The sequence below is a fragment of the Streptococcus suis genome (assembly GCF_024509555.1).
GTDB lineage: Bacteria > Bacillota > Bacilli > Lactobacillales > Streptococcaceae > Streptococcus > Streptococcus suis_AD.
Window position 1 is genome coordinate 1 of sequence record NZ_JAMWEL010000015.1, and the last position, 21,952, is coordinate 21,952.

General features: G+C 42.8%; 13 protein-coding genes and 2 pseudogenes. 3 read left to right on the plus strand and 12 right to left on the minus strand.

Annotated features, from left to right (window positions below; all coding sequences use genetic code 11):
- Window positions 1–328: 328 nt before the first annotated feature.
- Window positions 329–1,453, minus strand: a complete 1,125-nt coding sequence (locus NF418_RS10775) for an LPXTG cell wall anchor domain-containing protein (RefSeq protein ID WP_444861124.1) — start codon at window positions 1,451–1,453, stop codon at window positions 329–331.
- 138 nt (window positions 1,454–1,591) lie between these two features.
- A pseudogene (locus NF418_RS10580) lies at window positions 1,592–4,417 on the minus strand (hypothetical protein); the annotation flags it as partial.
- Window positions 4,418–6,320: 1,903 nt separating this feature from the next.
- Here NF418_RS10580 and NF418_RS10585 point away from each other — a divergent pair.
- Window positions 6,321–6,479, plus strand: a complete 159-nt coding sequence (locus NF418_RS10585; RefSeq protein ID WP_306172690.1) for a hypothetical protein — start codon at window positions 6,321–6,323, stop codon at window positions 6,477–6,479.
- A gap of 159 nt (window positions 6,480–6,638) precedes the next feature.
- Entirely contained in the window at window positions 6,639–6,899 is a 261-nt protein-coding gene (locus NF418_RS10590; RefSeq protein WP_306172691.1) for a hypothetical protein, read from the plus strand.
- Window positions 6,900–7,093: 194 nt separating this feature from the next.
- Here NF418_RS10590 and NF418_RS10595 read toward each other — a convergent pair.
- From NF418_RS10595 to secY2, 10 genes and pseudogenes are all read right to left on the minus strand, one after another.
- Window positions 7,094–7,333 (minus strand): annotated as a pseudogene (locus NF418_RS10595) (accessory Sec-dependent serine-rich glycoprotein adhesin); the annotation flags it as partial.
- Between the two features lie 345 nt (window positions 7,334–7,678).
- Window positions 7,679–7,879 carry a hypothetical protein gene (locus NF418_RS07255; protein ID WP_256779031.1) on the minus strand — a complete coding sequence of 67 codons (201 nt, stop codon included), beginning with the start codon at window positions 7,877–7,879 and terminating at the stop codon, window positions 7,679–7,681.
- 35 nt (window positions 7,880–7,914) lie between these two features.
- On the minus strand, window positions 7,915–8,091 hold the full coding sequence (locus NF418_RS07260; RefSeq protein WP_256779032.1) for a hypothetical protein: 177 nt from the start codon (window positions 8,089–8,091) through the stop codon (window positions 7,915–7,917).
- A gap of 8 nt (window positions 8,092–8,099) precedes the next feature.
- On the minus strand, window positions 8,100–9,425 hold the full coding sequence (gene gtfB, locus NF418_RS07265) for an accessory Sec system glycosylation chaperone GtfB (protein ID WP_256779033.1): 1,326 nt from the start codon (window positions 9,423–9,425) through the stop codon (window positions 8,100–8,102).
- Complete coding sequence (gene gtfA / locus NF418_RS07270) at window positions 9,422–10,924, minus strand: accessory Sec system glycosyltransferase GtfA (RefSeq protein WP_256779034.1); 1,503 nt, start codon at window positions 10,922–10,924, stop codon at window positions 9,422–9,424. The genes gtfB and gtfA overlap by 4 nt, the downstream gene beginning before the upstream one ends.
- 15 nt (window positions 10,925–10,939) lie before the next feature.
- Window positions 10,940–13,312 (minus strand): accessory Sec system translocase SecA2, encoded by a 2,373-nt coding sequence (secA2, locus tag NF418_RS07275; RefSeq protein ID WP_256779035.1) that lies wholly within the window; start codon window positions 13,310–13,312, stop codon window positions 10,940–10,942.
- A gap of 1 nt (window position 13,313) precedes the next feature.
- Window positions 13,314–14,216 (minus strand): accessory Sec system protein Asp3, encoded by a 903-nt coding sequence (asp3, locus tag NF418_RS07280; RefSeq protein ID WP_256779036.1) that lies wholly within the window; start codon window positions 14,214–14,216, stop codon window positions 13,314–13,316.
- Window positions 14,206–15,879, minus strand: a complete 1,674-nt coding sequence (asp2, locus tag NF418_RS07285; RefSeq protein WP_256779037.1) for an accessory Sec system protein Asp2 — start codon at window positions 15,877–15,879, stop codon at window positions 14,206–14,208. Before asp2 ends, asp3 begins: the two co-directional genes overlap by 11 nt.
- Window positions 15,880–17,424 carry an accessory Sec system protein Asp1 gene (gene asp1 / locus NF418_RS07290; RefSeq protein WP_256779038.1) on the minus strand — a complete coding sequence of 515 codons (1,545 nt, stop codon included), beginning with the start codon at window positions 17,422–17,424 and terminating at the stop codon, window positions 15,880–15,882.
- A gap of 6 nt (window positions 17,425–17,430) precedes the next feature.
- Window positions 17,431–18,642 carry an accessory Sec system protein translocase subunit SecY2 gene (gene secY2 / locus NF418_RS07295; RefSeq protein WP_256779039.1) on the minus strand — a complete coding sequence of 404 codons (1,212 nt, stop codon included), beginning with the start codon at window positions 18,640–18,642 and terminating at the stop codon, window positions 17,431–17,433.
- A gap of 91 nt (window positions 18,643–18,733) precedes the next feature.
- On the opposite strand from secY2, the gene NF418_RS07300 reads away from it, so the two are divergent.
- On the plus strand, window positions 18,734–21,952 hold the full coding sequence (locus NF418_RS07300; RefSeq protein WP_256779040.1) for an SP_1767 family glycosyltransferase: 3,219 nt from the start codon (window positions 18,734–18,736) through the stop codon (window positions 21,950–21,952).

The following is a 21,952-nucleotide window of genomic DNA, read 5'->3' on the forward strand; positions in this document are numbered from 1 at the left end:
AAAGGAGGTGCTGGAGGCTTATTTGCCATGGAAGGAAAAAATTAAGAGAGCATGTAAATAGAAAAAGGTTCCAGAGTCAATAGGACTTTGGAGCCTTTTCAATATACTTTGTTATTGGGCGGTTACGCTTATTTTGAATATTGTAAGCGGAACAAATTCATTTTGAATAGCCTAAACAAAAGGAACAAAGTATTAAAAAATAATACTTTAGAATTCTAATGACAATCGTATAAAAAAAACTCTGTAATCATCGTAATGAGTTGAATCACTACTAAATTACAGAGTTTCACAAAATAATTTTTAGATTACCGACATTATCGGTCTCTAACTATTCAGTTTCTTCGTCTTTTTTACGACGACGTCTTGCTGTAAGAGCAAAGGCACCTAGTAACATTGCAGTGCTAACTGCTCCCGCTACTTCTATCCTCTCTTCACCTGTGCTTGGTAGTCTTGTATGTTTTGGACTTGTTGATTCAGAAGTCGAGGTGCTGGTCGATGCACTAGTTGAGGCGGACTCAGATGCTGATGTACTTGCGGAAGTTGACGCACTGGTCGAAGCCGACTCGCTAGCACTCATACTTGCTGAAGTTGACGCACTCGTCGACGCGGACTCGCTTGCACTCATACTTGCGGATGTTGACGCACTAGTCGAAGCCGACTCGCTGGCACTTGTACTTGCGGAAGTAGACGCACTGGTCGACGCGGATTCACTTGCTGAGGTTGATGCACTCATTGAAGCGGACTCACTAGCTGACGTGCTTGCTGAAGTAGACGCACTAGTCGAGGCGGACTCGGAAGCACTCATACTTGCAGATGTTGACGCACTGGTCGAAGCTGACTCAGAAGCTGACGTACTTGCTGAAGTTGATGCACTGGTCGACGCGGACTCGCTGGCAGACGTACTTGCTGATGTTGACGCACTGGTCGACGCTGACTCGCTGGCTGATGTACTTGCTGATTCTGACGCTGAGGTCGATGCTGACTCTGACGCTGAGGTCGATGCTGACTCTGATGCTGAGGTCGATGCTGACTCTGACGCTGAGGTCGATGCTGATTCTGACGCTGAGGTTGATGCTGACTCTGACGCTGACGTGCTTGCGGATGTTGACGCACTAGTCGAAGCTGACTCGGAAGCGCTTGTACTTGCCGATGTTGATGCACTGGTTGATGCGGACTCTGAAGCTGACGTACTTGCTGAGGTAGACGCACTGGTCGACGCGGACTCGCTGGCTGACGTACTTGCTGAGGTAGATGCACTCATTGACGCTGACTCGCTGGCACTTGTACTTGCTGAAGTAGACGCACTGGTCGACGCTGACTCTGAGGCTGAGGTACTTGCTGAAGTTGACGCACTCATTGATGCTGACTCTGAAGCTGACGTACTTGCTGAGGTAGACGCACTCATTGATGCTGACTCTGAAGCCGACGTACTTGCTGAAGTAGACGCACTCATTGACGCTGACTCGCTAGCTGATGTGCTTGCTGAGGTAGATGCACTGGTCGACGCAGACTCACTTGCCGACGTACTTGCTGAAGTAGACGCACTGGTTGATGCGGACTCACTTGCCGACGTACTTGCTGAGGTAGACGCACTGGTTGACGCGGACTCTGAAGCCGAAGTACTTGCTGAGGTAGATGCACTGGTCGACGCTGACTCGCTTGCCGACGTACTTGCTGAGGTAGACGCACTGGTCGACGCAGACGCACTAGCAGACGTACTTGCTGAGGTAGATGCACTCATTGACGCAGACTCGCTTGCCGACGTACTTGCTGAAGTAGATGCACTCATTGACGCAGACTCGCTTGCCGACGTACTTGCTGAAGTAGATGCACTCATTGACGCAGACTCGCTTGCCGACGTACTTGCTGAAGTAGATGCACTAGTCGATGCGGACTCTGAAGCGGACGTACTTGCTGAGGTAGATGCACTAGTTGACGCAGACTCTGAAGCGGACGTACTTGCTGAGGTAGATGCACTGATTGATGCAGACTCGCTGGCTGACGTACTTGCTGAGGTAGACGCACTAGTTGACGCAGACTCTGAAGCGGACGTACTTGCTGAGGTAGATGCACTGGTTGATGCAGACTCGCTGGCTGACGTACTTGCTGAGGTGGACGCACTGGTTGATGCAGACTCTGAAGCTGAAGTACTTGCCGAGGTGGACGCACTGGTTGATGCGGACTCGCTGGCCGACGTACTTGCCGAGGTGGACGCGCTGGTTGATGCAGACTCGCTGGCTGACGTACTTGCTGAGGTAGACGCACTAGTTGACGCAGACTCTGAAGCGGACGTACTTGCTGAAGTAGATGCACTAGTCGATGCGGACTCTGAAGCCGATGTACTTGCTGAAGTAGATGCACTCATTGACGCAGACGCGCTGGCTGATGTACTTGCTGAGGTAGACGCACTCATTGATGCGGACTCTGAAGCCGATGTACTTGCCGAAGTAGACGCACTAGTCGACGCTGACTCGCTGGCTGATGTACTTACTGAGGTAGATGCACTGGTCGACGCTGACTCGCTGGCTGATGTACTTGCCGAAGTAGACGCACTAGTCGACGCGGACTCACTAGCAGACGTACTTGCTGAGGTAGATGCACTGGTAGACGCAGACTCGCTGGCTGATGTACTTGCCGAAGTAGACGCACTCATTGACGCAGACGCGCTGGCTGATGTACTTGCTGAAGTAGATGCACTAGTCGACGCAGACTCACTAGCAGACGTACTTGCTGAAGTAGACGCACTGGTTGATGCGGACTCTGAAGCCGAAGTACTTGCTGAAGTTGACGCACTGGTCGACGCGGACTCTGAAGCCGAAGTACTTGCTGAAGTAGATGCACTCATGGACGCGGACTCGCTGGCCGAAGTACTTGCTGAAGTAGATGAACTAGTCGACGCAGACTCACTAGCAGACGTACTTGCTGAAGTTGACGCACTGGTTGATGCGGACTCTGAAGCCGAAGTACTTGCTGAGGTAGACGCACTGGTGGACGCGGACTCGCTGGCCGACGTACTTGCTGAGGTAGACGCGCTAGTTGACGCAGACGCGCTGGCTGACGTACTTGCTGAGGTGGACGCACTCATTGATGCTGACTCTGAAGCTGATGTGCTTGCTGAAGTAGATGCACTCATGGACGCTGACTCTGAGGCTGACGTACTTGCTGAGGTAGACGCACTGGTCGACGCTGACTCTGAAGCTGATGTGCTTGCTGAAGTAGATGCACTCATGGACGCTGACTCTGAGGCTGACGTACTTGCTGAGGTAGACGCACTAGTCGACGCGGACTCTGAAGCCGAAGTACTTGCTGAGGTAGACGCACTCATTGACGCAGACTCGCTTGCCGACGTACTTGCTGAAGTTGATGCACTAGTCGATGCGGACTCGCTGGCTGACGTACTTGCTGAAGTAGATGCACTAGTCGATGCGGACTCTGAAGCCGATGTACTTGCTGAGGTAGATGCACTAGTTGACGCGGACTCTGAGGCTGACGCACTTGCTGAGGTGGACGCACTGGTTGATGCAGACTCTGAAGCTGAAGTACTTGCCGAGGTGGACGCACTGGTTGATGCGGACTCGCTGGCCGACGTACTTGCCGAGGTGGACGCGCTGGTTGATGCAGACGCGCTGGCTGACGTACTTGCTGAGGTAGACGCACTAGTTGACGCAGACTCTGAAGCGGACGTACTTGCTGAAGTAGATGCACTAGTCGATGCGGACTCTGAAGCCGATGTACTTGCTGAGGTAGACGCACTGGTCGACGCGGACTCTGAAGCTGATGTGCTTGCTGAGGTTGACGCACTGGTCGAGGCGGACTCAGAAGCTGACGTACTTGCTGAAGTAGACGCACTCATAGATGCTGACTCGGAAGCACTTGTGCTCGCTGAGGTTGACGCACTAGTTGAGGCGGATTCTGAAGCCGACGTGCTTGCGGAGGTTGACGCACTGGTCGAGGCGGACTCGGAAGCTGACGTACTTGCTGAGGTTGACGCACTAGTCGAAGCGGACTCGCTAGCAGACGTACTTGCTGATGTTGACGCACTGGTCGACGCTGACTCTGACGCTGAGGTGCTGGCTGACTCAGATGCTGAGGTTGATGCTGACTCGCTGGCTGATGTACTTGCTGAAGTCGAGGCACTGGTCGACGCTGACTCGCTGGCTGAAGTGCTTGCTGAGGTTGATGCACTAGTCGATGCCGACTCACTAGCTGACGTACTTGCTGAAGTAGACGCACTAGTCGATGCTGACTCTGACGCTGAGGTCGATGCTGATTCTGACGCTGAGGTTGATGCTGATTCTGACGCTGAGGTTGATGCTGACTCAGACGCTGATGTCGAGGCACTAGTCGAGGCTGACTCAGAAGCACTTGTACTTGCCGATGTTGACGCACTGGTCGATGCTGACTCGCTGGCACTCATACTTGCCGATGTTGACGCACTGGTCGACGCGGATTCGCTTGCTGACGTACTTGCTGAGGTAGAGGCATATTCACTGGCACTCGTACTTGCGGAAGTCGATGCGCTGGTTGAAGCAGATTCTGATTGCGATAAAGAATTAGATTTAGATAATGATGTAGACTCAGATGTATCAACTGTATACCAGTGTGTTGTTATATTCGTAGTTTTATCGATTAATGCATTGAATAATTGTACATGGGTCCCCCTTGTATTAGGGTTTACAACATTACCGTTAGAGTCCGTATAGTTCGGGGCATACTCCGGATGCGTCGGTTTTAGAATTGTTTGGACATGAACTGCTGAACCATAGTTATTTCCGTATTGGTCATATCTATATCCAGAAAATCCATACCGTACTTGTAATGTGCTATCCTCATAGACCACGACGAAAATGTCATTATCAACTTTCTTCGCCTCTGCATTTGCTGTTATTTGAGCGGCCTCTGTACTGCTCACTATTGACCCTGTTGGTACTAGTAAACTTGTATTGTAACTTTGAGGGGCTAGAACTTCCGTCTCCATCACCTTAAAGAATCCAGTTGTATCCGCAGAATTATAGTCAACTGTACCGGTGTAGGTTGGATCTTTTACCCATACAGTCTTAACAACGCTACCGTTCTCATCTACAACTTCTGCCAGACGTTTAATATACGATGTAGAAATCGCACCATCATTATAAATCGTTCCTGGAGAATAAAGGCGTACCGCATTACCACCTGTTGTTCTTGCATAATCATAGCCTACAAAATCACGTTTAACAGATGGCGTAGCAATTTGACCACCAATACCCATCATTGAGTAGGTTGCAATAGTTGTTCCATCAGTAGTTTTATAGTAAGTCGTATATAATTGATAGGTCGGAACTAAGGTATTAGTGAGCGTTCCACCGTTATACTGTAATTGAAGTTCACCTGTTGTCGTTGATGACGAAGTGCTATCACCGTAGGTAATCGTTAACGGTTTATTATCCGCACCAGAATAATTTTGGAAATATGTAAAAGTAGCTGTTTGCCCCTTGTCTAAAGTATGCCTCTCAACAACTGTATTGGTTGTCTTATTGACAAGTTCTAAATAAGTTGTAGTTGTCGATGAATCATAATCCAAAGAGTAACGGAAATAGTAATTCTCTTTAATTGTTTTATCCGTTAATTGATCACCGAACCAATTTAGTTTGGAATAATTGAACGTAAAACGTTCTGATTCAGAGGATGGGGTAAAACCTGTCGAATTCGTTGGATTCGAAATTTTCGCCCCATTGGCATCTGTCATAGCCGGGCTTGCCGTAGAAAGTGTATCGACTAATACCCCTTCCCCTTCGCCTACTTTCAATGTGCTTGAGCTAGTCAGGTTAAGAGCAACCGCAATGCTATCATCACCTGTATAAGCCATCAAGGCTTGTGCAAGAGATAGAATATCTGTCCGTAGCTCAGTAGCAAGTTGACTATAGTGCGCATCTGAAACGTCTGCTGTCAAAAGCGCTGTTTCTGCAACTTGCAACTCCTCAACGAGAGTTGATAATGAAGTTTGGACACTCTCAGATGATTCACCCTTGGAAAGAACGGTATTTGTATAGCCTGCTAATACCCGACCTTCTGCGAACAGCTGCTGAAGTTCAATTTTAGCACTGCTTTCTAATGTCAAATCTTTTTCCACATAGAAAGTAAGGACATTGTCTTGTGAGCTAATCAGAGCCTGGCGAATTTGTTCAGATTGGCTACTGCTCAATACATAGCCCTCTGGGAGTTCAGCTGTTTCTTCAACAATTTCTAGTGCGACTTCTTCTGCCGTATTCACTGAGAGGGTTTTTTCAACAATTTTAACGACCTTGCCTGTACCAACTTCTACATATTTTACAGAGTAATTAATGTCGACAACACGGTCTGTTGTTGTAGTGGTTGATTTTGACGTTTCCGACTGGCTGGAAGAAGAACTATCCAAGCTTGCCGCCAACAATGCTGTCGTCACTTCAGAACTTGCTGTCGCTGTTCCTGCTACTGTACTGTTGAGAAGCGACAAACCTTGACCAACTCCGAATGTATTGAGTGGAGCTGGCTGGCTACTCGTTGCCGAAGCAAGACTAGATTCTGTTTCAGAAGAAGTTGATGATGAACTGGTTTCAGAAACTTCTGATGTCGAAGTCGAAACCGAGGTTTCCTCAGTCGATGTCTGACTAGTGGTACTTGTGCTACTTGTAGAACGGATAGAGTCTGAACTAGTTTGGCTCTCTGAAACCTGTTTATCCGAAACGGATGATTCAGATGAAGACAAGGACAAGGAAACAGACTCACTAGTACTCAAGGAGGTAGAATGTGACTCGCTGGCACTCATCGAACTAGATTCACTTGCACTGAATGAAGCTGACTCACTGGCGCTAATGGATGAAGAGTGGCTCTCCAACTCGCTCAAACTGAGTGATTCGCTCAAGGACGAGGCTAGCGACTGACTGAGTGAAAGGGAATGACTGAGTGAACCAACTAGTGACTCAGAAATGGACAGACTGGTTTCATCCACAATCTCCGTTGAAACGGTTTCGATAACCACATAATCCTGGTTAACAACCGTATCAGCATTACCCTCTGCCTCTTGCTCCATCACCATCACTTGCTCTTCCGCAAAAGCTGTCGTTACGGCAGTACCTGTAATAGCAGCTCCTGAAGCAAGTACTGCTTTGAGGTAGTCCATACGTTGACGATCCAGGCGCTCACTATTTTCGATAACAGGTAAGGAAATGGTAGCTTGGCCCTGACCTCGAATAACACGAAGTAAGTTCAATTGAGACATAACTGTCCGAACCCAGTTCTTACCTGATTTGTGCATCTTAACTTTACTTTTACGATCTATCTCATCAAAATTTTTATTAAACCGTTTTGAATTCATGAATGCTCCTATTTAATCCATGTCAGTTAATTTACTTTTAGTACAAGACAACCAAGTCCAGACTGTACCGAACAGCTAAGTAAGTTCTAGCAATCCAGTGGAATACTGGAGCTTGGAAATGCAGAAACGAAGTTTCCACGCTCGCAATAGTAAAAAAAGATAAACTAAATGACAATACCCCACAGCATATACCATTAATTTTTTGTATACGCCAAAAATAAATCAATTGCTATAATTTTATCACAACTAAGAAAATACATCAAATATTTTTCTAATTTTTCAATGATTTTCTTCAAATAAAAATGAAAAATATTACATAATTTCATACTAAATGAATTGATCAACCTAAAATATAGCAAAAGTTACTAAAAATTTGCTTAAGACTCTTAAAAACAAAAATTCTACTAATATTTGGTAGAAGTTAGATGCTTTGCAAGTATCATCTCCACCTTGCCCCCACTGACTGTACAAGCAGCCTGATGTTCGATTCTTTTTGCTATAAGGAAACTCAACGACTGTAAAAAAATATGCTTTTAAAAAGGTCATAGGACCCCCTTTGGAATCATATTTTTATCTGTTTTCTAGAAAAAAAAGTATTGAATAATCTGATAGACAATCAATCCAAGACTGATTAAAACCGAGATGATGATAATGATATTAAAATTTAATTGACTTCTTTTTCTCTCTTTGGGAATCACATATCGTTCCTCGGCAATACGTTGCTCAATGCGTGCTTTCAAAGGGTGTTCATTTTTCATAGCCCCTCCTAACCTATCAGCTGCTGATAGTTCTCAACAGTCGTGATATTGGCTTCCATTTCTTGAGCCGCTAGTAAACGATCTTGTAAACCAGCTTGATTATCCAATAAGCCTTGCAGTTTCCACATCATTTCCTCCACTCTTGCAGAAGAATATCTGTTTTCGCCAGCTACGTAAGAAGGATTGTGTATGGTCTCCTCAAAACTGAAGATGACCAAACGCCATTCAAAGGCCGTTCTAACAGCCGATAGGATTTCGTTGCCATGGTTGATATCCAGATAGATGCTGACCCTTTGGTAAAGCTCACGCGCCAAATCCAAAGACATATTTGGGTAGAGGGTAACATTTTTATGTCGTCCCATTTCCATCAAACGACTGGACATCTCCGTGATTGCACCAATATGAAAATGTAATCCTGGCAAACCACTTACCAACTTGTCCAACTGTTCTAGCTGATCTGAGTTGGTTAAAATCAGTGCCTCAGGTTGCAAGTCACGCTTCTCTTTCAAGGGATATAGATAGCCCAAGTAAGCGATGCTATCCTTCTGCTCATCAGTTACCAAAGCTAACAACCGCTCATATGTTTTCTTATCTTGTACAAGAATCTTGGTTGGACGCTTACTCTGTTTTTCCAACAACAAGCGCATGTTCCCAGGAATTTCATCCGTAATTGGCTCCTGCCAGAATAACAAGTCCTCTCCCTCTTCTTCAAGATAAAATGCAGTTAGAAATGGCAGAGCCAAGGTATTGTAAACAATACGATCCAAATCAAAGCCAGCTTCTTTGAGGTAAAATTCAATCCAGCTATGCTTATTCTTGAAAAAATGAATCTGACCTTGGTAATTCAAAATCAAATCACCAGTGCCATGGTTCTCAATCAAGACCTCCTGCCCATCAACAGAATAATAACTAGTCTGAGTCGCCTGACCTTGACGGTCGTAACTAGTCTGACCAAATCGTAACCCCTTGTCATTGTAACGATCTGTCACAAGGATACGACCAGCTTCATCAAACCAATCCACTGCCTTAACTAGCCGCTTATGACTTGGGTTTGCATAGTGAATATGGGCACGTTTGTTAGCAAAATGATAGACCTCAGCCTTACTATTATCCCCACGAATTTCCCAAAAATCTGGCGTCTTGACCTGATTGAAATAAAGTGGTAAACCTTGAACTTCATCATAACCAGTAAAAAATCGAAAAGGTGTTGTCACATCCTCAAGTAAAAAACCATCATCCTGTAAAACTATGGTTGGGTTAGCATAACCCGAACATAGGAGTGAATAATGTAGGTCCCAACTGGATTGATGATAGGAATCGAATAAATGAATCACGCACGTACCTCCTCTATTAGGTCAAGCCATTTTTGTTCAATTTCCGACGTTAAAAAGTCAGCTGCCAATTCATATGAAATATCTTGCATAGCCTGACGATCTTTTTGGCTGAAAAATTCTATCAAGGCATGATAGTAATCTTCTACAATCTTCTGCTCATCTTCAACCGTAGGGAATGGAAGAAGGTAACCATTTTTGCCATGACGAATAAAGGTCTGATTACCATATGGAGCATCAAATCCAATCAAGGGCAAACCTGAACCGATAGCTTCTAGGAGAGTTAAACCAAAGCCCTCACTCTTGGAAGCGGTCAGATACAATTCATAATCCTTGTAAACCTCTGTCAAATCATGATGACCTTTCAAGACAATATAGTCTTCGGCTTGATGTTCCTTGATGATAGCAGAAATCTTACCGGACTCCCCACCACTGCCATAAATATCAAAAGATAACTCTGGCAATTCTTTCTTAGCCAGGACCACTGCTCTTGTTAGCCAATCTACATGTTTCTCCGTAGCTAGACGGGAAGCTGTGATAATGGAGTAAGGCCTTCTATTTTCACCCTTTCTCACCTGATCAATACTCCCGACAGGAATGGCAACTACACGAGGCACACGGCCAACATAGGTAGAAAATTGCTCTTCCAACACCTCTTTTTGACGCTGAGTAGAAGTGATAAAGAAATCAACCGTATCTGCGTGAACAAACTGATAATCATAAAAGTTATTCCAAAGAATGGTTGTTTCCGTTTGGTTATTAGGACTGTAATGCTCCGCATGAATGACAACCCCCAGACGAGCTCTTCCCTTATTGGAAAATACAGCCTGACCAATTCCTGTAGCACGGTCTAGGATGAGAACATCCTTGTCCGTCAAACCCAATTTCTGCATAAAATATGCAACAAATTCATCCTTAGAAGTTAGAATGGCATCTGACATTCTAAAGACACTGTTGGAGCCATCAATCACCTCTTCATAGGCAACCGAGCCATCTTCATTAAAGTAGCGTCTCAAATAGAGAAAAGCCTTATTATCACGAGGAGTGTAGTATTCACTGAAACTTCTCAAATAGGTAAAGAAGTCCTTTCGTATCAACATGCCACTCGACACATACTCAACACGGTGGACAAAATCCTCATCTTCTTTTTGCAAATATGCTGTCAAAAAGAAATCCTGATCATCGTAGAATAAACGAACGATCTTTCCTTCTCGCTCCTCTCTACTAATTTTTCCTTTAACATCCTGCCTCAACTGATCCAATGTATAGGTAATGGGAGAAACTTTCTGATCTGTGAAATAGGTATAGAGCCAGATTATTTCCTCATCCTGAAAACCAATATTCCTAGTGAGGGCAGACAAATTGTCCTGAGTAAAAAAATCTGTAAAAATGAAACGACTATCAACACCTAATTTTCTAAAAATATTGGCCCGATAGGCTTGGGCATATTCTACACCACTACTGGCCCAACCAATTCCTAAATTGATATTATATACCGTCATTGTCCTACCTTTCTATCAAGCAAAATAAATTTGCAGTTCTGTCTTATCATAAGACACCTGGCTTAACATCAAATTCCGTAAAGAAGCCACTCGAATTTCTTTCTTCATTTTTTCATAAGATGTAAAGGCCTCGATGTGGTATTCGTAAATTGGATTTCGTTGTGCTGTGATTCGAGCACCAGCAATAATCCTTAATTGTTGCAAGTAATCCACTTCCTCAATCCAAGTCTCATCAATCGCCTTCAACAGTGCAATCCGTTCAAACTGGATAAAATCATCTTTCAGCAGGTCTTTTTTCCGATTGATTTCATTCTCCACAATATTCATCAAGAGTTCCCTTACACTGTCTTCATCGGCAAATGAAAAGTTTCTCGGAAATTCTCTGAAATCGTAGGTAAAATTATCCAATATGAACCTCTCCAATGCATGCTCCGTCATTGTTGGAGTCGCAGAGATAAACTCTTCAATAATTTCATCCGCAAACTCATAAATATCAATTGCTTCACTCTTGCCAGCTATGATGGCATCTCGTTCTTTATAGACAAAATCACGTTGTACTTTAACACTTTCGTCAAATTGGAGGGTCATGCTCCGAGATGAGCGACCACTCCCATCGCTAGCATCTTGAGCGTGCTTCAAGGCCCGGGCAAATTTCTTGGCACGTAGCTCCTTTGGTCGCAGCGGATCAATTCTATCGCGATTCTGTTTAAAATAGTCCTGGACCCATTTTCCACCGTGTTCGATCATCAAGTCATCTTCCAGACAGACATAAAACTGGCTGAAGCCAGGATCACCTTGACGACCAGACCGACCTCTTAATTGCAGGTCTGTCCGCTTACTCTTCATCCGTTCTGTACCGATAATGGCTAAACCGCCCAATTCTTTAACACCCTTGCCTAATTTTATATCCGTCCCCCGCCCAGCCATACTGGTCGCAACTGTCACACTACCTAGCTGACCGGCTTCAGCGATCATTTGTGCTTCCTTGGCCGCATTGTAGGCATTTAGAAGACTATGGGGAATTCCTTCCATCAAGAGTAGTTCTGAGAAAATTTCTGATGAATTGACCGACCCGGTTACCAACAGAATCGGCTGTCCTGTAGCATGAATTCTACGAACCTTTTCTAAGATTGCCGTAATTTTTTCCGGAATAGTGGTATAGATCTTATCTGGAAAATCTATGCGAGCAAGCGGTTTATTGGTCGGAATTTGAACAACTTCCATATTGTAGGTTTCGATAAATTCGGACTCTGCTGTCTTACCCGTTCCCGTCATACCTGACAGTTTTGGAAACATTAGGAACAGATTTTGATAGGTAATAGAGGCCATAGACCGCATTTCTGAGGTGATTTTTACACCTTCTTTTTGCTCAATAGCCTGATGAATACCTCCCTGTATCTTGGTCCCTTGCAGTACACGACCATCAATTCTATCCAGCAAACGAATTTCATCATCTTCTACTACATAATCTTTCCCAAGAGTATAGAGCTTATGCGCTTGTAGTGCCAAATTAACGTGGCGAACTAACTCACGATTGCTTGCCACATAGAAATTTTTAGAGCTAAAATATCTTTCAGCCTCCGCAATCCCCTTTCGAGTAAGCCAAACTTCTCTCAATTCACGGTTATAATAATAACTTTCACCTTCTGTTAAACTATGAATAAAATGGTCTGCAATGGCATATAGATTGGACTGTACCCTAGGAGCACCCGAAATGATCAAAGGGGTTTGTGCAGTATCTAGTAGCACCGCATCCGCCTCATCAATAATGGCATAATGAAAGGGCCTTAAAAACTTTTGTTTTGTCTGTGTGGCTAAATTTTCAAACAGGTAATCGAAGCCCAAGGCTGAGTTGGTTGTGTAGACAATATCTGAATGGTAGATTGCCCTTTTTTTAGCGGCTCCCTTCTTTTTATCATCCTTCTCAACTCCGATACCGACCGATAGACCAAGAAAACGATAAACGTCACCCATTTCTTCTCCATCACGCATGGCTAAGTAGGCGCTGGTTGTAATCAGCATGGCCCCCTTGCCTTCAAGAGCATTAAGATAGAGGGGCATGGTGGCTGTTAAGGTTTTCCCCTCTCCTGTCTTCATCTCGGCAATATTACCTTGATGGAGAACAATGGCCCCCATGACCTGTACCTGATAAGGGAACATACCTAGCACACGCTTATCAGCCTCACGAACAACGGCATAGGCCTCAACGAGCAAATCATCTACCGTTTCACCTTGAGCCAAGCGATTACGAAATTCTTGCGTCTTGTCCCGTAATTCTTGATCCGTCAAGCCAGCCATTTCATCTTTCAGTTGATCAATCTGTAAGTAAATAGCTCTTAACTTTTCCAAACGGAAATAATCCAAGGAAAAGTATTTTTTAATATCCATACTAATCTACTACTTCCTCCTCATCTATCAAATCCAATAAAAATAATGGATGAATGGTTGAACGAACCAATTTTAATTCTTTGGTTAATTTCCGTTGTGCAAAGCTACTACTCTCCTTAGCTACCTCATCCCAATCAGTTGTTTGCACATTCTCAGGTACTGAGTAAACATGAATGGCTGGATGATGTTCCTTATACTGCCTAGCTGCTTGATTTCCTTTTGGTCCATAAGATAGAACTCGCAGTTCAGAAAAATCAGCTTGCTCTGTCAACATTTTCAAGTAGTTGAGGTGTTTCTGGTCCTGCAAATCAACCTTGGAATCTTCAAATAAAACTAAATTTTTCCAGGTATCAACCATCTCACGAAACACACCCTTATACATATAAAAATCTTGTTTATTTTCCAAGAGTACAATGTTTAGAGGGCTATTTTCAGCATAGGCATTCAAACTTTCGAACAAGATAGCATCTTCCTCAGGAAATTCATCCAAGGATTCCAAAACAAGTTCCTCAAAGGTCAACTGCTGACAACCTGCATTAATCAAAGCTATCTCGTAAAAGTGAGCTTCCTTAGGATAGATAAACTGGCTAGCCAAATCTTTCAAAATCACAAAGTCGATTTTTTCTTGATAGCGATTAAAAAACTCAACCTGTATATACATGGTATTCTTAGGTTCAACACTAGCTCTTGCCTCGATTCTATACGAACTACCATGTTTCAGCAGGGGAAGTTGAGGCTGAATGCGTTTCCCTTGGAAATTGGTTATCGAATGCCAGCGTTTCAATTCAAAACTAGGTGGCATCAACTCATTCTTAAAATATATCGTATTTCCCTCGATACGAATATCACTGCCATAACTGTAGGCCGAACGTAAAAAATGTTTCCATTTTACTCTAACTTTCATTTGCCGCATCCCTATCCAATAATGTTTCGATCATTGCCCTATACCGTTTTTCAAACCAGGCAGTCGGTGCGTTTCCTCCATCATTGTGTCGACCTTCAAACCCTCTACCATGAATCCGAGCTCCCGTAATCTTACTATAATGTACCAATTCTTCAAAGGCAGTTCGGTCATAATCCTCATCACGCATGTAGGCTACCGAAATGGTGGTGTCTTTAAAGATCCCCTCTTTCATCTGACTCCAATACCGTTGATTAAGACGATCGGCAGATTCAGCAGTCAAATCACCATAATGTGCATGCAAGAGTTCCAAGGAAGTCGCAAAACCACCCGGACGATCAAATTTTTCTCTTAAAGCAACCGTCCCCAAACTCAAAACTGGTTTAGAGATGACGATTCCCCCAGGAGATAATTTTGTTCCATAATAAGTGGCACCAAAGGTTCCCATGGAAATCCCCGACAGAATAAGTTGGCTATTATCAAAGCCTAGATAGTCTAACTTCTCTTGGATATTTGCAACAACTTTGGCCTCAAGTTCATCACTCCCTAGGTAAAAACCACCACCAATTAAGCGAGGATCACAAATCAACATAAAAGGCTTGTTGAGACTTCGGATGAGGCGGTAACCTTCAAACCCCTCCGCTGTACGAAATCCTGAAAAGTAGACACAAAGAGGTGGAGTAAAATCCATCGGATTGAAAAAGGTATGAATTTCTTGCATTTGCTGGTCAACCAAACGCTCACCGCCTAGAACAAATTCACCGAGACCATTCCGACTCCATCGATGATGGCAGGAACCAAGCTTTACTTTCCCTTGACCACGCGCAGCAACTGAGAAAAATAAGTATCCATTCACTACTGAATCAAGAAAAAGTTGTTCTTTTAACTGAGGACCTTGAAACTTCCACTCTTGAACTATATGGTTAGTTGACCCCTCTTGGATTAAGGAAATGGTCAATTCTAGGTCGCAATCCCCCTCTATCCCATGTTCAAAATAGATATCGTAGTAGATTTCTTTGTAGGCTTGTAGGTTATAGCGGAAAAAGGCAATTTGCTGGAAATCCTTACCAAATTCCCCCTCCAAATGAACATAATTTTGCCCTTCATACCAAATCTTTCCTTCAAATTGAGGAGAAAGCTCTAGTTCATCAATCTTGAACTTGGCACCATACTGTCCCTTAAAGAGTGCTTTCGAGAGCGTTTGAACAAGCTCTTTTCGTCCTGTCCACTCAAACCGATGCGCAACTTTTTTGTACAGTAAATCACTCAGTTCCTTCTGTTCTGGTTCCCAGTCCTGAGGGTAAAAAATACGGTAAGCATCAAATTCATGACCAAAATCAATCACTTTTGCATGGTATTTTCTATCAGACAAAATCAAGACCTGATAAGATACCAAGGTCAACGTCTCCAACTGCTCTTCCAATTGATCCAACTGAATCTGGTACTGAATTTGGATATCCTCATCTTCTGTCTTCTCTTTTAGTTCTGAAATTACCTTGAATTCTTTCAAGAGTTGCTTTCGTTGCTTACTCACTGTCTCCCGCTCCTCTAGAAAAGGAAGGATAACATCAGGATCTATATAATGCCAGGATATGTTATCAGGAATGGCGATATGCGATGACCAATCTTCTAAGCCTATCTGTAAGATATTGATTTTTTCTTTCATTTACTTGTATAATGCTTCTTTCATTTTTTCGACCAAGACCCCACTCGTATAGTCCGTGATTTTTTGCACTGAGTATACCAAGGCCTGATTCCAGTGGACTAATCCTATCAAATAGTATTCCAAGGCCTCGCGAACCTGGTCCCTGTTCTGGATAATATAGCCGTTTTTCAAATGCTCAACATACTCTGTCTCTAGGACATTGATTTGTGGAATACCTGCACTTATCCCTGCAATCTGAGTATATAGGTCCGGCTCTGCTGCCAGGTCTAGGACTAGCCTAGCCCGATCCAACTCATTGATAATGTCAACTTCAGAATGAAGGGCTTTAAAACAAATACGGCTCTCAGTCTTTTCTGGTCCGAAGACCTCATAGACATGTTTAACCTCTTCTTTTTCAAGATAGAGATAATCCTCTGGACGACTAGCTAAAAATTCCTCCAACCTCTCTTCTGTCTCTTCAATAACTCGTGGGTTGGCTTCGTAGGTGACAAGGGCAAGATGAACATCCTCCTGTTCTGCCATCAAATCAAACATCTCCAGAAGGACCTTCTCCATTTCCTCACGAGAAATATGGTCTATAACAAAATAGATTAGCTGCTCTTTCATCCGTTGACTTTTTCCCAAGGCTAAACGGGTATCAAACAAGGAGATTTGTTGTACAGGTACTCCTGTCATTGACTTCAACTCCTCCTTGGTCCCCAAACGATCGGCTATAACTAAAGACGCCGAATCTTTTACAAGAGTAGCCTGATGAGACAACGGATCCCTATCGTATCTTTTTTTGAAGAAGGAAAGAATGAGTTTGTGATTACCTTTGACCTTTTGAATGATCTCTTGGTGGCGACTATCTGCGGCTACAACCAAAGTTCCCAATGTTTGTTTCTCAAAATAGGAAGCCGCAACTTCTTGGATAACAGCTCCCATATTTTCATAAACAGGCTGCTTGTAATGACCTCTCAACTTAGGATGCACATGGACAGCCCTATTTTCGGGATGAAGATACTCGCGCAAACGATAGCAACCGTCTAAACCGAGGTAGTCTTGATAATAGGGTTGACCATGACTGTGAAAAATAACACTAGACAGAAAACCTCTATCATCAAAGATCAACTTTTTATGGATAAGCCCTTGTTTAAAAAAATCTATCCAGATCATCTGACCTTCTTCACCAAACTCAATTTGAGCATATAACTCTCCATTTAAGCGTGCCATTACTAAGAAGGGAGTATTGATAAATTCAATGCCCTGCGGCCAGTCCAGATCCAAATAATCAATGACTTGATTTTGCTCTACTTCAATCCCTTGAATAGCATCGAAGATAGAAAAAGTATCTACCTCTAACAAATCATAGCGATGTAAAAAGTAGCGTAAATTGGGCATATAGTTCAGACAAACCAATCTCATGTCCTGACCTGCTGCCTGAAACATTCTCATCTGATTGATACTGTCATCAAAATATGATGCCATACTGCCCCTATACCATATCCTAGTATTATCGTACCAAGTTCGATCTTCAGGATACCAAGACGGAATAAAATAAAACATGACCTTCTAACCTTCCTCACTACTATCAAAAAGCGGTCGATACCTTTTCTTCAATAGCATGATTTTAAATTCTAACAAAATCCCCAAAATAATACCCGCAGTCATCATAATAACACCAGGTAATCCTGCGATAGCCCGTAATTCCGGATGAATCATCGCGATAAACAAGGGAATCCCTGACATGATGATTAAATAAATAGCATTAAAATGCCCCAAACAACCAACAACATGTGATAAATAGTCAACTGTTTCTTTTCCTGGTCGTACATCAGATATAAAGTCACCTGACTGTCTCATTTCATCTGCCTTATCCCTTGGACTGAGATTGATATAGGCAAATGAAATAGTTAGTACATAAAGTATGACCAAATAAACAATAATCCCCTCCCACTCCATAATTGAAAAGAATCTGGTCCAACCCGACAGTGTTGATTTAAACTGGGGGAAAAGGAAAGAAAGGAATAAAAGTAGGTAGGGCGGAAAACCCAATAAAGTAAAGGCATACATGAAGGGCATTCCACCCGATATAAAGAGCTTAATAGGCATGTAGGCCTCATCTGCCAAGTGGTTTTTTATTGAGACACGTTGAACGGGTATTCGATATTCTGCTTTTTCAAAAATAACAATGATATAAATCGTCAGTAAAATCCAAAAGAACCAAAACCAGAGATAGGGGGTCAGATAAGTTCCTATCAAATCTAAAACAATTGGAAATGTTGAAAATTGACCTAAAATAATATTTACCAAGACAATCAGAGCCGAGCCACCAATACCGTAGGCAGCATTGGTATCAATAAGCCAACCAACTACAAAAGCCCCTGCCACAGTAATCAGGGTGACCATAAAAATCATCAGGGTCGTATTTCCCCCTCCCTCTTGATAGGAGAAACTAATTGCCAAACCAAGCCCTTGAATAGTTGCAATCAGCAATTGAAGAGCATTTTTTCTAGCATTTATTACCTGAGGAGATACTGCTTTTGCCTTCCTTATGTTGAATAGGCTCATCAAAATCGTTGCATACATCCAAGGACCAAGCCCCAAAACAAATAGACTTGTTGTAGAATAATCAGTTACTATGAACCCTTGGTTTGCAGATAAGACTTTTTCCGTGTCAACCAGAGGCAAGAGCAAACGTCTTCCCAAAATAAATACAAGTATGATTGTGAAAGTAAGTATAAATTTTTTATACCTATAAAACTTATGTATCAATCTATTCAAAAAAGACCTCTTCCTATTTAAAGCACATTCCTGTATAATAATTTATAACTACTATAATATCATTTTTCAAAACGTTTAAAAAGGATTAATCATGAAAAAAATTATTTGCTTAGCCGGAGACAAAGAATATCTACTCCAATTAACCACCTGTCTCAAATCTATTTTTCACTTTAATCGCCAGTGTAGAGTATATATTTTTAACCAGGACATCCCTCAGGAATGGTTTATTTCCATCCGAAAAATAGCATCACAATTTGATAGCGAGATTCATGACATCCGCCTGTTTGATAGTGAGTTAACACAAGAATGGCCGACCCATGACCACATCAATCATATGGCTTATGCTCGTTACTTTATCCCCAAATACATTCCAGAAGACCGGGTACTTTACCTAGACAGCGATACCTTAGTTTGTCAGTCCCTTGACTCTCTCTATTCCTTAGACTTAAAGGGCTACCCATTGGCTGCCATTTTAGATCCTTCAGGAATTGAGTTTAACTCAGGTGTCCTCGTCATCGATAATAAGAAATGGCGTAAGGAACATATTCTTGACCAACTTATTCAAACAACTCAGTCAGAACAAGCAAAAAAAGAAGCAGAACCTGATTACCTTTTCAATGGAGATCAGACAGTCTTCAACAAGGTCTTTGCCAATAACTGGCTCGAACTTGACAGAAGAGAGAACCTACAAGTCGGTCATGATTTGGTAGCCTTCTATAGCAATTGGAGCAATCATTTTAACCAATCGGAAGCATTTCCACGAATCATCCACTTTACTACCCGACATAAGCCTTGGAACACCTACAGCTCACACCGCTACCGCGACCTCTGGTGGACATTTGCTATGACGGACTGGTCTAATTTGGCAGGTATTGAGCTAGAAGATTTCCAACAGCTCCAGACAAATTTCAACGCCTTTACTTTTACTAACTCAGAATCACTTGAACAGATTGAAACGCTTGTTCAAGCTTGTCCAGATATCACTTTCCACATCGCAGCATATACGAACATGGGGTTGCCTCTACTCAAACTAAATATCTACGATAATGTCCGCCTCTATCAGTCTATCGTCGGTCCGATCTTAGATAGACTCATTGAAGATTGCCAGATTTATCTTGATATCAACTATGGCAACAAGCAGCTTGATATTATCCAAAAAATCAAGGATCGAAATATTCCGATGCTAGCCTTTACAACAACTACTAGCCCTGATTGCCCTGCAACAGTTTATGCGCTAGATCGAGTTGATCAAATGATAGAGTCCTTGAAGCATCTACAAACCAGTCAAAAAGAGACACCTGTCAAGAAAACGATCGTATTAGCCGCTAATTATGCCTACAATACACAAGTTTTAACCACTATTAAATCCATCTGCTACCATAATAGAAACGTAACCTTCTACCTTATCAATAGTGATTTCCCCTCAGAATGGTTTACAGGCTTAAATAAAAAACTAGCTCCGCTGGATTCCAAAATTATCAATGGTCGTGTCAATAGTCAGATTTTAGAAGGCTACCAAACCAATATTAGCTATACTGTCTTTCTTCGCTATTTTATCCCACAATTAGTTACAGAGGAGCGGGTACTATATGTGGATTGCGACCTTGTTGTGTCTCAAGACTTAACACCACTTTTTACTATGGATATGCAAGGCTATCCTCTGGCAGCCGTCAAAGATTTAGGTGGTCAGGTCTATTTCAACGAACACGTCTTTAACTCCGGTGTTCTCCTCATTGATAACAAACAATGGAAAGAAGAAAACATGACAAAACATTTGATTGAAATGACAAATGAATGGCATGATAAGGTTATACAAGATGATCAAAGCATTCTAAACATGGTTTTCAAAGACCGCTGGCTAGCCCTTGAGAATACTTATAATTTCGTCACCATACACCAAATGTTTTCAGACTATCCACTCGATTATCCAACCTATCCAGCCATTATCCACTATTTGACCGAAAGAAAACCTTGGAGTATCTATACGCAATCCTTGTTTAGAGATTTGTGGTGGTTTTATCATGACTTGGAGTGGACCGACATCCAAAAACAGGATCCTCTCCCACGTATGGAAAAACTTCAGGTAGAGAAACCTAAACCTACTGCCTTTATCTACACCTACAGCGAAGGGCTAGAAGGAATTGAGTTTCTCTTGGAGAACCTTCCTCAATGGACCTTTATCATCGCATCACCTGTCATGGTATCCGACCGACTGGCTAGCTTATTGCGTTATGATAACCTGGTCCTTGCTTCCAATCTGATTGGTCTAAGCTGTGTAGTTGACGACTTAGTTCAACAATCAAGTGTCTTACTAGACATCAATTACGATGGAGAAGTTGAAAGTATAATTGAACGATTCAATGCCCTTAATAAGCCAGTCTACTCCTTGCCACAAACCCAACATGGACAACAAGGACAGGTCACTTTCAGCCAGGTGCAAGAAATGGCACTAGCATTAGAAAGATTAGCCACTAAAGAATATGGGGAAACTACCACTAATCATCCAACAGTCTTGGGGATTTCTGAAACCATTGACTATCTCTTAAGACACCAATCTTCCCTTGCTCGATTCGGTGACGGTGAAATGGATATCATTGCCGGCAATAGCATCCCCTATCAAGACTACCACCCTCAGCTTGCAGAAGAATTAAAACATATTCTTTCCCTGGATAGTCAACCGAATTTTATGGTCTGTCTTTCAGACGTTTTTGACCATCTTGAACGCTACAATCAAGCTGCTCGCGATTTTTGGACAGGCCATCTAGACTATTATAAATCCTACTACCAAGATATCTGCCAAGCCGATTGGTATGGCTCTACCTTTATTTCAAGACCCTATATGGATTTGATTGATAAGGAACCTTCCAGTCATTATTTCACGCAGTTGAAAAAAATCTGGCAAGATAAGGATATTCTCATCGTTGAGGGAGAATTTTCTCGCTCCGGTGTTGGAAACGACCTCTTCCAAGAAGCAACTTCTATCCAACGCATCATATGCCCTTCTCGCAATGCCTATGAGCACTTGGAAGCGATCAAACAAGCCATAAGAGAACATGGAAAAGACAAACTCATCCTCGTCATGTTAGGTCCAACAGCAAAAGTGTTGGCCTATCAGTTGTCACAAGAAGGCTATCAGATCATTGATATCGGTCATATTGATTCAGAATACGAATGGTATAAGTTACAGGCTACTGAAAAAATAAAATTCAGTCATAAACATACCGCAGAGCATAATTTTGACCAAGATATCTTGTCAATTGAAGATACATCTTATACTTCACAAATTATCTTAAAAATATCCGAAAGGTAA

What these genes read in the sequence shown, in the direction of transcription:
- NF418_RS10775 (WP_444861124.1), bottom strand. Translation starts at nt 1,453, where the DNA reads ATGAGTGCGTCTACTTCAGCAAGTACGTCGGCTTCAGAGTCAGCATCA.
- NF418_RS10585 (WP_306172690.1), top strand. Translation starts at nt 6,321, where the DNA reads ATGTCGACAACACGGTCTGTTGTTGTAGTGGTTGATTTTGACGTTTCC.
- NF418_RS07255 (WP_256779031.1), bottom strand. Translation starts at nt 7,879, where the DNA reads ATGACCTTTTTAAAAGCATATTTTTTTACAGTCGTTGAGTTTCCTTAT.
- NF418_RS07260 (WP_256779032.1), bottom strand. Translation starts at nt 8,091, where the DNA reads ATGAAAAATGAACACCCTTTGAAAGCACGCATTGAGCAACGTATTGCC.
- gtfA (WP_256779034.1), bottom strand. Translation starts at nt 10,924, where the DNA reads ATGACGGTATATAATATCAATTTAGGAATTGGTTGGGCCAGTAGTGGT.
- secA2 (WP_256779035.1), bottom strand. Translation starts at nt 13,312, where the DNA reads ATGGATATTAAAAAATACTTTTCCTTGGATTATTTCCGTTTGGAAAAG.
- asp3 (WP_256779036.1), bottom strand. Translation starts at nt 14,216, where the DNA reads ATGAAAGTTAGAGTAAAATGGAAACATTTTTTACGTTCGGCCTACAGT.
- asp2 (WP_256779037.1), bottom strand. Translation starts at nt 15,879, where the DNA reads ATGAAAGAAAAAATCAATATCTTACAGATAGGCTTAGAAGATTGGTCA.
- asp1 (WP_256779038.1), bottom strand. Translation starts at nt 17,424, where the DNA reads ATGTTTTATTTTATTCCGTCTTGGTATCCTGAAGATCGAACTTGGTAC.
- NF418_RS07300 (WP_256779040.1), top strand. Translation starts at nt 18,734, where the DNA reads ATGAAAAAAATTATTTGCTTAGCCGGAGACAAAGAATATCTACTCCAA.